This window comes from Leptolyngbya sp. FACHB-671 (assembly GCF_014695745.1).
GTDB lineage: Bacteria > Cyanobacteriota > Cyanobacteriia > Elainellales > Elainellaceae > JAAUTN01.
This window is the reverse complement of record NZ_JACJOV010000106.1, coordinates 1-12,984: the sequence shown is the minus strand read 5'-3', so window position 1 is coordinate 12,984 and position 12,984 is coordinate 1. Positions and strand designations below refer to the sequence as shown.

The following is a 12,984-nucleotide window of genomic DNA, read 5'->3' as shown; positions in this document are numbered from 1 at the left end:
CTCAAGAGCAGACTGTTATCCCACTATTTGATTGGGCAACTCAAATCACCCACTCTTGCTATGAAATTGGGCTAAGCTGACCACCACATTTAGTACATCTGCGTAAGTCCTGACAGAAAGTCTATTGATTTAAGGTTGGGGATTAGGGATTGAGAATTGAAGTCAAAAAATAATTTTTATTCTCTACCCACGACTGACTGCCGCAATGCTGGATAGAGCGAACAATATCGCTGCCATGCTTCTTCTAAAGCAGTTTCTGGAGAATTTGGACGGATTACGGCATCCGGCGGGGTTGAGTTTTTGGGAAGGGCGATCGCCTCATTCACCACTTCAATTCCTATCCCTGCCAAAATTGCCGCACCTCGTGCTGAAGCTGACGCAACTGTAACAGGACGCAGCGGTACTTGTAGGACATCCGCTAATAGCTGCTGCCACTGGGGTTCAAGGGTGCCGCCGCCAGCCAGCCGTAACTCCCTCACCTCAATACCCGTAGCGGCGATCGCCTCCAAGCCCTGACGCAGCGAAAATGCTACCCCTTCCAATGCCGCCCGCATTAGATGAGCCTGAGTGTGGTGTAGCCCCAGCCCAACCCAAGCCCCTCGTGCTTGTGGATCAAGCAAAGGCGTTCTCTCTCCCGTCAGGTAAGGCAAGAAAGTTAATCTTTCGCAGCCTGGAGAAACGGCAAACGCTGCTTGATAAACCTCTGCCCAGCTTAAACCTAGAATGCCACGCACCCATTCCAACGCCAGTCCCGCATTTTGCATAGCAGCAAGCGTGTACCACTGGTGAGGAAGTGCCGATCGGTAAAGGTGAGTCTGCCGGTGAGGATCAGGAGTGGGATGCGATCGCAGCGTCATAATTTGAGCACCTGAACCGACTGTAAGCTGCACTAAACCTGGCTCAAGCAGTCCACTACCTAGCGCTGCGGCTGCCGTATCCCCCGCCCCTGCAACCACGGGCAACCCGGCTGGTAAACCTAAATGGGCTGCGGCATCATCCGTCAAATAGCCCGCAATGCTGCTAGAAGGAATTAGCCGAGCTAACCCGTCCGAGCGCAGCTTTAGCACCTCCAGCACATCGTTTGCCCAGCTATCCTTCAGCACGTTATAAAGTAACGTTGATGACGCGTCCGAAGGTTCCGTCGCCACTTCGTTCGTTAAGCGAAATCGCAACCAGTCTTTAGGCTGAAGCATCCATCGGGCTGTGGCGTAAATTTCTGGCTCAAATTGCCGCAGCCATAGCAAACTCGCTCCTGCCATTCCCGCTGTAATTGGGTTAGCAAGCTGATTGAGCAGCGTGGAATCTAGCGCCCGGTAAGCATCCAGCACCGCACTGGAACGAGCATCTGCCCAGAGAATAGCAGGACGTAATGCCGTTCCTGCCAGGTCGGTCAGGACAATACCATGCATTTGCCCGGATAGTCCAATGGCTTGAATCTGGTTTGCCTGGTCTTGAACCGTAGCGCGGGTGGCGATCGCCACCGCTGCCCACCACTCATTCGGATCAGTCTCCGCCCAGCCCGGATGTGGTGATTTTACAGAATAAGGGCTGGAAGCTTCCCGAATGACTGCGCCATCTGTCGATAGCAGCAGCACTTTTACCGAACCCGTACCTAGATCGATTCCCAACAGCATAGCGGTAGCCCTAAGTGTTCTGCCGTGTAGTTCACCTGATGTTCAAAATTTGAAACCGAGTGAGCTACGCGACAATCTCATGGGCACAATCAAAACATAAAGCAGGCAGGATTTCTTCCTTCACGAGCTTTAACCTGTTGAGTTTTGTATAGGAGCAGTAGCATGTTGAGAATTGAATCCCAAACAATTTCGCATCACGGTTGGAAAATTGAGGTGGTGCGCGAAGCAGAGGAGTTTTTCTTTCAGTGCTATCATCCTGACCTACCCGACTTCTGCAACGATGGCTCTGCCCATTCCACCGCTGAGACAGCATTTGCAGCGGCGCGTCATTTCATTGATCGAGAAGTTGCAATCCAGGCTTTGTTAGAAGTAGTTGAAACCTGGATGCGAACTGGCAAGATCAGCGAGGACGAATACTGGAATCTCACTGATTTTGCTTGAGCTAGCATTCTCTTTATAGCTCCGAAGGGACAGACTCAGACTGAGGTTGGGGCTGGAGGATTGCGATCATCTGCTCTACACCGCGTTGAATCCGACGGGTAACGGTCATGGGGCTAACCCCAATTTTTTCAGCGACCTCTTTGCGAGATAGGTCACTGTAGTAAACGAGCTCAATCGCAGTGCGAGTTTTTTCCTCAAGCTGTGCCATTGCTCTTTGAATCTGTTGACGGTCTTCTTCCCAAATTTGCAGCGTTTGGGCATGGGCATCGGTAAGGGTGTCGCCCAAGGTAACAGCAGAGTCAACCTGCTGACTCACAGTGGCATCCAGGCTGAGCAGCAAGCGGTTCTTGCCGGATAGCTTAATTTCTTGCCATTCGTTGATGCTGACATTGAGGCGTTCGGCGATTTCGCTATCTTTGGGATTACGACCTAGTTCTTTGGTGAGCGCTTCTCTGACTCTTTGTCCTTCCTTTTGCATCTCTTGCCAGCGGCGAGGGATTTTTACAGCACTGCTGCGATCGCGCAAGAAGTGCAGCATTTCGCCCCGAATGTAAGGCACTGCAAACGAGCTAAAAGCATAGCCATGACCAGGATCAAACCGCTCGATTGCTCGAATTAAACCGAGATAGCCAATTTGCTCAAGATCTTCAAACGGTTCGCAGCACTGACGGCTGACGCGATGAGCAATCTTCCGAACCAAACCTGCATTCAACCGGACCAATTTATTGCGGACAGAAACAGTCGGATTTTGGTGGTAGGCAACCAGTAGTTCTATCGCGGTGGAGCGGGGGGAAGATTGAGTCGTCATCTCTTTAGGACACCTTGCGTTTGAAGTTGTGCCTATTGTCCGTAGAGAAGCCCGTTTGAGACGATCGTTATTCTACGGGTTTATTGGGAAGGCTCTTGAGAAATGCCAGCATAAATACGTAAGCCCTTATGATTTGAGTCAGTCTAGGGATGAATCCTCTCCTCTGTGCGTAAGCGGATTCACTCGCGGTGTGGTTGGACTGAATCGCTGATTTCTTCAAGAAAACGACCGTTTGTCTGTAGAACTGCCCTAGATTCTTTTGGCGCTATTGAGCAGCTTTACAAAACTTTTGCATATTGCAAGAGCGTGCAGGTTACTGTCTTGCACGTCAGCCAGAATTGCTTTGGGCAGAGACAATTTACAAGCCGATGACACTCGTAAATCGTCTCTGCTCATCTGCTTTACCTCGTTATACCAATTCCAAAAATTAGGGCTACAGATGGAAGGGCACCCCGTGGAGCAGGGTACCCTTCCATCTGTAGCCCTTTTTGAGAAACGTTATTATTTCAAACGCGAGAGTTAAAAGTTGCATAAGGGTTAAGTTTTGGCATGGTCCAATTGGCATACCACTGTTTGAGGTATGGGAGCAGTTCGGCTACCAATGCCCTGTTCTTCTGTTGGTTTGCAGCAGCGTCCATTTGATTGGCAATTTCTTGCCCCACGGCTTGCAGGTCAAATCCAGTAGGCTGACCGTCTTGCAGGACAATCTTGCCGTTGACGAAAACGGTATCTACATCTGCTGCATGGGCACGCATTAATACGACGTGTAGAGGATTTGCTTCCGGTGCAATCCAGGGATAGGTGATGCGATCGCACTTCACCAATACCAGATCTGCCTTGTAACCTGGAGCAAGCTTACCAATCTTTTGCTGCATCAACAGTCTTGCTCCTCCCGTCGTTGCCATATGAAAAACGTCTGTAAAGCTCGGAGCAGGCGTATTAATCTGAGGAGTACGATGCAAACGTGCTGCTAACCGTATCTCGGCGAACATATCTTCATCATCTCCCAGAGTTGTTCCGTCCATTCCCAGCCCAACGGTGACACCTGCCTCAAGCAACGAATTTAAGGGAGCAATACCCGCCCGGAGCCGCAGATTAGAACTGGGATTATGGCTGACTGAAGCTCCTGTTTCTGCCAAGATCTCGATATCACTTTCGGTTAGCCACACGCCGTGTGCGATCGAGAATCGAGGACTGAGAACCCCCAACTCGTGTAAATGAGCTATTACAGATTTGTCATAGAAACGTGGTCCCATGAGTTTTTCATAGAATGATTCCACAACATGAGTTTGAATGCCTGTATTCAATGACCTTGCCGTTTCAGCAATTTTGATCATTAAATCATCACTCACCCACTGTGGCCCCGGTGGCCCAAACCAGACATCAATGTGAGGATGTGACTGATAGTTGATCACCAGATCACTAATGATCGACAAATAATCTTCTGGAGACAAGGTTTGCTGAAGGGGAACAAGAGTGTTTACCTGTTGGCGAAGGGAGTCAGGCAAACTTGCTAAAAATGCATCGTCTTCATAATGAACCAGGAAACTAGAATAGTTTGCACCGGGAGCCAAAGCCACTCGTAGCCCTGCTTGCTCGTAGGCACGAAGCCGCCCTTTGAGGTTGTTTGTGCTGGCTTCCGGGGTTCCTGAAATACTGGCAACATCCAGCACGGTTGTGACACCACTTTGTAAGAGAAGAGCTGCACTGAATAAGGTTTTCAGCGTGGGATCTTGCGATCGCAGTGCAGTATTAGCAAATAGCCAAGGTTCTAGGAAGTCATCATCCACACCCTGTAAAGAGTTGGGAACTCCGTTACTGTGGTGATGGGCATTAATGAAACCCGGTAGGATAGCAAACTGACTGGAGCCATGTACATTTGCGTCAGGATATTTGGCACGTAGAGCCTCCCAGGAATCTAGCTCTAAAATGGTGTCGTTCTGAAATGCGATCGCTCCATCAGATAGGGTTTCGTCTCCTGTAAAAATCCAGCGACCTCGCACAAGTTGAACAGCAGTCATCGGTGATGTTTTCATAAGAACTTCAATCAAGGAAATCTGTTAGTTGCTTCAGCAACCTCTTGTAACACAACCGTGCTGACCGCGCAGCGTTTTCAGATACTGGGGGTACCCTTGTGGGTACTTCCGATTCTGAATTAAATTTCTAACAATGATAAGCGGAGCTTTTAAGTTGAAAGGCTACTTACAACTCAAAAGCTCCGCTTACGATACTTAATGCGATCGCCTTATCTTCAACTTTCAGCTACTTCTAACAATTCTGCTTCAAGTAGCTAGCAGTTGTTCTCTCAAGTCAGGCAAACCAAAATTCAGTATCCTGTTTCATCCTTAAGCCTTGAGCCTTATTCAGATTATCCTTCAAGCTAAAAAAGTTTGTGCTTAGGTATTAGCACGGTTTGGCGAAATAAAAGGGCTGGAGCACTGCAAGCAAAGCACTTTTCCATCAACAACAGACAACAACTGTTAGTAGTTGTCATCTCCAAAAAATGTAGAGAGCAAAATATGACTATTAGTAACGATGTGTTAGGCGATACTTTTGGTTCTGAACCGACTCAGCTTGACATCGAAAGCGTTAATGGCAGAGTGAGCAACGACAATTTGCTCCTAACAGTGAATTTTGCTAATTCCATCGCGGCTCCATCTACACGCTTGGCTGAAGCTGTCGTTGGTTTTATTGATCTAGACCTTGATCAAGATCCCTTAACAGGTATCTCCTCTAATCAAAGCTTCTTTGCTCCCCTTGGACAACAAGGAGGTTCATTAGGAGCCGAGATCTCAATTGATCTCTTTAGTGAGCAATTGACCACTGGCTTTGTGGATCTAATTAATACGGCCGATTTCACTATCCTTGGACAAGCACCTATTGTCTATCAAGCCAACTCTTTTGAAATACAGGTGCCTCTGGAGTTGCTAGGAGATGATGGAGCACTCAACTACAGCACTGTGGTTGGAACAGTTGTGGAGCCAACAGATGCCGCTCCAGATACCGAAGTTGGAGTAGTTGATTTAACTAACGGTGGAATTGGCGAACCGAATGACACCATTTTTGAGGCAATTGCCACGGAACTTAGCTCCGAGAATCTAGGCACTTTCACTTTTGCAGGCTTTATTGGTGACAGTCTCTCTGCTGATCCTAATTTAGATGTAGACTTCTTCCAATTTCAGCTTGATGCAGGCGAGCAGGTCAGCATCGATATCGATGCACGTGAGTTTGGTTCTTCCGTAGATACGCTTTTGCGAGTGTTTGATTCTGCAGGGAATGAGATTAGCATCAACGATGACACCGCAGCACCTGGCGAACTTCTATCGCTGGATTCATTCCTAGAATTTACAGCTACTTTTTCTGATACTTACTATGTCGGGGTCAGTAGTTTCCCCAACAATCTCTATGATCCATTTGTAGCGGGCACGGGTTCTGTCTCCGGGACAACGGGCGATTACAACATTGAAATTTCTCTCGCTGCTCCGACCGAATTCATTGGTACTCCAGATGATGATTTGATTGTGGGTACAAACGGGTTTGATCTAATTTCAGGCTTGGAGGGTAACGATAACTTACTGGGTCTTGCGGGCAGCGACCAAATCTTTGGTGGAGATGGCGATGACGTAATCATCGCAGGAGATGGAAATGACACCATTGAGGGGGAAAACGGAGCTGATGAGATCTATGGTGACCTAGGGAATGACACCATTGCAGGTGGCAACGGATTTGATGTGATTTTGGGTGGAGATGGCAACGATGTGATTTCAGGCGGTCGTGGTAAAGACCGAATTTTTGGTGATTTTGGTGACGACGTTCTTAGTGGAGAACAGGGCGACGACATCATCAACGCTGGAGAGGGAAGTGATTCAGTCTTTGGTGATGCAGGTGGCGATCGCCTGTTTGGAGACTTTGGGTTTGACTTTCTCGAAGGTGGTGCAGGTAATGATTTTGTTGATGGTGGTGGAGACGATGACTCAGCCTTTGGAGGTATTGGAGATGACCAGCTTTTCGGCAGCTTTGGGTTTGATTTGCTCGATGGCGGAGACGGCGCAGACGTTCTCATAGGTGGTGTTGATAGTGACTCTCTAAACGGAGGCGACGGTAATGACACCCTGATCGGCGTTGATCCCTTCAATCCTAGTTTTGGATTAGGTTTCTTTGAAATCGATTTCTTAACAGGTGGACTGGGCAGCGATACTTTCGTCCTGGGGGATAGCGGCAGTATCTATTACAATGATGGCGATCCCGCATCTGGGGGCGACAATGACTACGCCTTAATCACGGATTTTAACCTGAACCAAGATGTCATTCAGCTTTCTGGCTCAGCTGATTTCTACAGCCTGGACTTCTTTACCTCAAGCTTGGGGACGATTGATGCGGCTATTATCTACGATCCAGGAGTTGAAGCAAGAGGAGAATTGGTCAGTGTGATCCAGAATGTTTCATCCAATCTAAGTATCAGTGAACCTTCCTTCGTATTTGTTAATCAAGGCGCATAGCCTCACTAAGTTCGACCAAGAACTATCAGAGGAGGTGTGATGCTTTGTACGGTTGTGTCGCAAAAAATTTAGAAACCTATGTGTGGAGCTGAATCGTACACATTACAACTCTACTAATCGTGCTTCAGCAATTTTTTGCGACACAACCCTTCATCTGACTACTCTTCGTAGAACCGTTTGTGATTTATTCAAGTGAAAATGACTGGTAGAACCATAAATGGTTCAAGGCTTGACAAATTTGCCTACCTACTAGTAGGATGAACTCATGAAGCAGACCGATACCAAGACTCAAATTCTAGATGTCGCTCAAGACCTGATTCAGCGCTTTGGCGTGAATGGCATGAGCTACCAGGACATTAGCGAGAGTGTCGGCATTCGCAAGGCAAGTGTTCACACTCACTTTCCTAAAAAAGATGATTTGGTGATAGCGCTACTTGACCGCTATAGCGATCGCTTCTTCAGAATAGTAGACGGGATTTTAGCCTCCAATGATGCGCCAGAAGTAAAGCTACGCCGCTATTGCGGACTGTTTGAGACAACACTTAGAAGTGGTGATCAGGACAAAACTTGTCTCTGTGCCATGCTTGGGGCAGAAACCGTAACCCTGAGTGAGCAACTGACCGAGCGGGTTCGCAGTTTCTACCAGGCAAATGAGGAGCGACTCACCGACCTTTTAGATATGGGTCGGCAAGCTGGCAGTTTTCGCTTTCTTGGGGAAACTCAAGCTATGGCTTCGCTAGTTTTTACTGTGTTGGAGGGAGGAATTTTGGTCGTCCGAGTTCATGGAGGAGCAGATAAGTTTCACCAGATGATCGAGCAGTTAATTCAGTTGGTCAAAGGATAAATTTTTTTATTCCTAAAACATCCAACTAGTAGGAAGCAAGCTTCATTTTGAGGAAAGAGAGCTATGAGCCAGGATCTTGCGGGTCAGAAGTTAGTTGTGGTTGGCGGTACAAGCGGCATTGGCAAGGCAGTTGCTCAGGTAATTCTCAGCCGAGGTGGGGCAGTGGTGCTAATTGGCAAACGGGGCGATCGCCTACATTCAGCAACTAATGATCTCAGCCCATTGGGAAAGGTTTTTGCAGAGCAAGCCGACATCACCAATCCAGGCGAACGGAATGACTTAATTGCTCGAATTAACGCCAATCACGCGGATGCGACACTCTTGGTGAATGCGGCTGGGGTATTTTTGCCCAAGTCCTTTTTAGAGCATACTGAAGCGGATTATGACCTGTATTTGAACCTCAATAAAGCAACTTTCTTTATCACTCAAGCGATCGCCAAAAACATGGTTGATCGCGCTCAGGGAGGGGCGATCGTCAATATAGGCTCCATGTGGGCAAAACAAGCAGTCCAGGCAACTCGTTCCTCCGCCTATTCGATGGCAAAAGCAGGGCTACACTCTCTAACTCAACATTTGGCGATGGAATTGGCAAGTCACAAAATTCGAGTTAATGCAGTTTCTCCTGCTGTCGTGGAAACTCCCATTTACGAAGGGTTTATTCCAGCAGACCAAGTTCATTCAGTGCTACAAGGATTTAACTCATTTCATCCAATCGGACGCGTAGGTCGTGTAGAGGATGTCGCTGAGGTTGTTTCCTTCTTGCTATCTGAGCAAGCTGCCTGGGTGACAGGAGCCGTTTGGGATGTAGACGGTGGCGTGATGGCAGGGCGAAATCAGTATAGCTAATGTGAATAAGGCGTGAGTGGGGTGTTAATCAGGAGGTGTTAAATGGTATCTGTACAAGATTCAACTGGCTTTAAGCAACTGTTCAAAGAGAACCATCTGACTGTTGGCGTGTATTTCCCAATTGAAGCTTACAAGGGCAGCATTCCAACCATGCAGCATCAGGTGGTGTTGGCTCAACGGGCAGAGGCTTTGGGCTTCGCTGCACTGTGGTTTCGGGATGTGCCACTCTATGATCCAAGCTTTGGCGATGTGGGACAGATTTATGATCCCTGGGTGTATCTGGGCTACATTGCCGCGCACACGCAACGTGTTGCACTTGCCACAGGTAGCATTATCTTTTCCCAGCGACACCCGCTACATTTGGCAAAAGCGGCAGCATCCGTAGATCAATTATCTAATGGACGATTAGTGATGGGCATTGCATCAGGCGATCGCCCCGTAGAGTTTCCAGCCTTTGGTGTTGACTTTGAATCGAGGGGCGATCGCTTCCGCCAAACCTTTTTCGACTTCAAGCAGGCGTTGACATCCGAATTTCCAGTCATTCGCTCGCCCCTGACTCACTTAGAAGCAGCCGATGTGTTGCCAAAGCCAGTGAACGGACACATTCCACTTTTAGTAACTGGGCACAGTCGCCAATCGCCTGAATGGATTGCTGAACATGCCGATGGTTGGCTGTATTACCCGCGTCATCCGCAAATGCAGTCTCGGATGATTCAGGATTGGCGTGACCTCACACAACGGTTTGCACCGGGAGTTTTTAAACCCTACGCTCAATCTCTTTATGTGGACCTGGTAGATGATCCAACTCTCGCTCCTAATCCAATTCATTTGGGTTATCGATTAGGGCGCGATCGCCTAGTGGATCTGCTATTACATTTGCAATCAATCGGCGTGAACCACGTTGGGCTGAACCTCAAATATGGAGAACGCCCTGCCGCCGAAGTGTTAGACGAGATTGGACAAAACGTTTTGCCTCACATTCATTCCTCGGTACCCACTTATGAATCCGTATGAATTAGTTAGCTGTAGTTTTTACGATGAGTTAGAAGCACTAGCAACCTTGCGTCGGGTTTGCACGATCCTTTACCGCACCGAAACCGACGAAGAGATCAGCTTAGAAGGACAAATCATTGACCTCTACTCTGTCAACAAAGTCGAATTTATGAAGTTGAAAGACGCCACGGAGATTCGGCTCGATCGCCTGATTTCAGTAGACGGCAAGCCAATGCAATTGGCTGATGACGGCACCTGTCAGATTTAGAGTAAATCGCTCAACCTACTGCTTTAGCTGGTGAAACTCACCCTTGGAGGGAATTATGCAACTCACCAAACAAATGCTCGATCAACGAGCAGATCAAGTTTACGATGTCCTAGTCATTGGTGGTGGAGCCGCTGGACTGTCTGCTGGAATCTATCTGCAACGTTATCTGCTGTCTACCCTAATTATCGACAAAGGTAAGGCCCGCTCCTTCTGGATGCAGGAACTACACAACTATCTGGGTTTACCCCCCGATACACCTGGACGGAATGTGCTGAAACAGGGCAAAGAACATTACCTTTCTCTTGAAGGGGATTACCTGAATGGGTACGTGGAAGAAGTAATCGATGAAGGCGAAACATTTGCAGTTCACGTTAGAATTGGGCGCACAAACCCTATTAGTGCAGTCTTTCACAGCCGTTATCTAATTGCAGCGAGTGGCATTATCGATCATCTTCCCAAGCTAGCCGATATGCAGAACGTGTTTGACTATGCCGGACATAACCTGCACGTTTGTCTCGTCTGTGATGGCTACGAGATGCGCGACCAACGGGCAGGCGTATTTGGCAGCAGCGAATCCAGTCTGGAAGTTGCATTTCCGCTCGGTTGGTTTACACCCTACATCGCCCTGTTCACTAATGGTGAGTTTGAAGTGAGTACTGAGTTTCGCGATCGCCTCACTCATCATGGCTACACCTTAGTCGAACAGCCCATCAAGCAATTCTTGGGCGAACACCACCACATGACGGGTGTAGAACTTGCCGATGGCTCAGTCATAGAACTCGATGCCGGATTAGTGTCAATGGGTTCAAAATATCACGCCGATTACCTGAAAAACATTGATTTGGAATACCAGGGTGGTAACTTGGTTACCGACAAAATGAACCGAACCTCTCACCCTCGCATCTTCGCAGTGGGCGACTTAAAGGTGGGAATGAATCAAGTAGCGATTGCCGCTGCCGATGGTGCATTAGCCGCAACCCAAATCTGGCGAGATATTCGCCGCCGTGAAGGAACTCGGCGATCGCCAGTTACCACTCATGCTGCGTAACTACCCAATAGTTTGAGGAATGCAGTGGGCGATCGCCCACTGCATTTTCTCTTTCAGCAACACTAAATCGGCTAACCAACTGCTACTGGGAACTATGACTTCAGTTGTACGTTGCATCACTGACAAGTCGCCTTAGTCTACCTAATTAGGCAATAGCTTTACTTACCTTCTGATGAATTGTCTCACTGCAATTGAAACTTCTGGAAATGCTACAGGACTAATTCCTCTATCCGTTAGTGTTCGTTTTTCCCGATAGTTAATATAGTTAATTTTGAGTATTACAGAGGCAACACTTGCAACACTCAAAATCACCCTCTATTTAGAACGCTCTACTAAAAAAACTTGGTCAGAGAAAATCCTGATCAAAATACTTTTGTTAGTAGGAATCTCTAGCACGAAAGCAGAATTTTTATGGCTGATGTATTTTTTGCGGCATCTTACTGCATCAGCCGTGGACTTTAACAATATCGGTCGCAGTTTTGGCGATCGCTCCATTACTTTGTGGCTGCACTTCAACTAGTGTGGTCAGTTTTAACTTGCTGGATGTGAGGAGTTCAAGATGAGCAAGGGTAAAAAGCAGACTTCACCTAAAGTTGGGTTGGGGTTGCTGTGTTTATTAACGGGTTTAATGGCTGTAAAACCGCTGAATGCGGCTGAGGCTGAAACAAATGATGTAGATCCGGAAGGCTTAACTGGAAGTTTGTCCGAAATAACAGTAGGGGCGATCGCTGAAGAAGATGCATCAAACCAGGAGTCAGATGATGAGTTAAATCATGAATTGCTGGATTCCCAGTTAGAGCATACGGCATCTACAGAAACTGCTGTTGAGGCAGTTGACATTCCAGAGGCGTTGTTTGTAGATGTGCCAGAGGTCGTTTTCTCGGAAGCAGACGTCACAGTAACAGCCGAGACTCCAGAAGCGCTGGTTGCAGATTCTTTAAGTCCAGATGTATCTGGTTTGAATACACCCAATTTGACTCTGCCCAACTCGACTGTAACCAGTTCAACTACGCTTACACCAGTTCCCTCGGTCAACTCACTGACAGAAGACACAGCATCTAATTCTATTGGGCAAGTCACCTCGGTGTCTCAACTGTCAGATGTGCAGCCGACAGATTGGGCATTTCAGGCGTTGCAGTCTTTGGTGGAGCGCTATGGTGTGATTGCGGGATATCCAGACGGCACGTATCGGGGCAATCGCGCCCTAACTCGCTATGAATTTGCAGCGGGGCTGAATGCAGCCCTCGAGCGCGTCAATGAACTAATTGCCGCTGGACTAGCTGAGGCGGTGACTCGTGAGGATTTGACTACGCTGCAACGTCTCCAGGAAGAATTTTCGGCGTTGCAGAATGGAGGTATGAATTAGGGGAAATTTCGATGCAATGTCCTGAATGCGGTTCCACTCACATCCGTAAGAACGGGAAAAGAAGAGGTAAGCAAAATCACATTTGTGTTGCCTGTAGTCGTCAGTTTACTGAACACTATGATCCGCCCAAAGGCTACTCTAACGAGTTTAAGCAAGAATGTCTCAAAATGTATGTCAACGGCTCCGGCTTTCGGGCAATCGAACGAGTCAAAGGGGTGCATCACACGACCGTCATCG

12 protein-coding genes and 1 pseudogene are annotated in these 12,984 nt (G+C 47.9%); 10 read left to right on the top strand and 3 right to left on the bottom strand.

Translation table 11 applies throughout. The annotated features are described in order from the left end of the window. Positions 1 to 176 precede the first annotated feature (176 nt). Positions 177 to 1,634: a xylulokinase gene (gene xylB / locus H6F93_RS14430; RefSeq protein ID WP_190681837.1), complete on the bottom strand. Its 1,458-nt coding sequence runs from the start codon at positions 1,632 to 1,634 to the stop codon at positions 177 to 179. Between the two features lie 162 nt (positions 1,635 to 1,796). On the opposite strand from xylB, the gene H6F93_RS14425 reads away from it, so the two are divergent. Continuing rightward, complete coding sequence (locus tag H6F93_RS14425) at positions 1,797 to 2,075, top strand: hypothetical protein (protein ID WP_190644941.1); 279 nt, start codon at positions 1,797 to 1,799, stop codon at positions 2,073 to 2,075. Between the two features lie 13 nt (positions 2,076 to 2,088). Here H6F93_RS14425 and H6F93_RS14420 read toward each other — a convergent pair whose 3' ends face one another. Together H6F93_RS14420 and H6F93_RS14415 are read right to left on the bottom strand one after the other, a co-directional pair. Next, on the bottom strand, positions 2,089 to 2,883 hold the full coding sequence (locus H6F93_RS14420) for an RNA polymerase sigma factor SigF (RefSeq protein ID WP_190681834.1): 795 nt from the start codon (positions 2,881 to 2,883) through the stop codon (positions 2,089 to 2,091). A gap of 506 nt (positions 2,884 to 3,389) precedes the next feature. Then, positions 3,390 to 4,919 (bottom strand): amidohydrolase family protein, encoded by a 1,530-nt coding sequence (locus H6F93_RS14415; RefSeq protein ID WP_242043464.1) that lies wholly within the window; start codon positions 4,917 to 4,919, stop codon positions 3,390 to 3,392. Positions 4,920 to 5,402: 483 nt separating this feature from the next. Here H6F93_RS14415 and H6F93_RS14410 point away from each other — a divergent pair, with 483 nt between their 5' ends. From H6F93_RS14410 to H6F93_RS14370, 9 genes and pseudogenes are all read left to right on the top strand, one after another. After that, entirely contained in the window at positions 5,403 to 7,382 is a 1,980-nt protein-coding gene (locus H6F93_RS14410; protein ID WP_190681831.1) for a pre-peptidase C-terminal domain-containing protein, read from the top strand. 265 nt (positions 7,383 to 7,647) lie between these two features. Further along, positions 7,648 to 8,226, top strand: coding sequence for a TetR/AcrR family transcriptional regulator (locus tag H6F93_RS14405; protein WP_190644944.1), 579 nt, complete (start codon positions 7,648 to 7,650; stop codon positions 8,224 to 8,226). A gap of 63 nt (positions 8,227 to 8,289) precedes the next feature. Continuing rightward, positions 8,290 to 9,072: an SDR family NAD(P)-dependent oxidoreductase gene (locus H6F93_RS14400; protein ID WP_190681827.1), complete on the top strand. Its 783-nt coding sequence runs from the start codon at positions 8,290 to 8,292 to the stop codon at positions 9,070 to 9,072. Positions 9,073 to 9,114: 42 nt separating this feature from the next. Next, positions 9,115 to 10,086 (top strand): LLM class oxidoreductase, encoded by a 972-nt coding sequence (locus H6F93_RS14395; RefSeq protein ID WP_190681824.1) that lies wholly within the window; start codon positions 9,115 to 9,117, stop codon positions 10,084 to 10,086. Continuing rightward, positions 10,073 to 10,333, top strand: a complete 261-nt coding sequence (locus tag H6F93_RS14390) for a hypothetical protein (RefSeq protein WP_190644947.1) — start codon at positions 10,073 to 10,075, stop codon at positions 10,331 to 10,333. Before H6F93_RS14395 ends, H6F93_RS14390 begins: the two co-directional genes overlap by 14 nt. 55 nt (positions 10,334 to 10,388) lie before the next feature. Continuing rightward, entirely contained in the window at positions 10,389 to 11,381 is a 993-nt protein-coding gene (locus tag H6F93_RS14385) for an NAD(P)/FAD-dependent oxidoreductase (protein ID WP_190681820.1), read from the top strand. A gap of 271 nt (positions 11,382 to 11,652) precedes the next feature. Next, positions 11,653 to 11,901, top strand: a complete 249-nt coding sequence (locus tag H6F93_RS14380; protein ID WP_190681817.1) for a hypothetical protein — start codon at positions 11,653 to 11,655, stop codon at positions 11,899 to 11,901. 438 nt (positions 11,902 to 12,339) lie between these two features. After that, a pseudogene (locus H6F93_RS14375) lies at positions 12,340 to 12,723 on the top strand (iron uptake porin); the annotation flags it as partial. 35 nt (positions 12,724 to 12,758) lie between these two features. Next, positions 12,759 to 12,984, top strand: a 226-nt coding sequence (locus H6F93_RS14370; protein ID WP_190681814.1) for an IS1/IS1595 family N-terminal zinc-binding domain-containing protein, incomplete at its 3' end; no start/stop codon positions are given.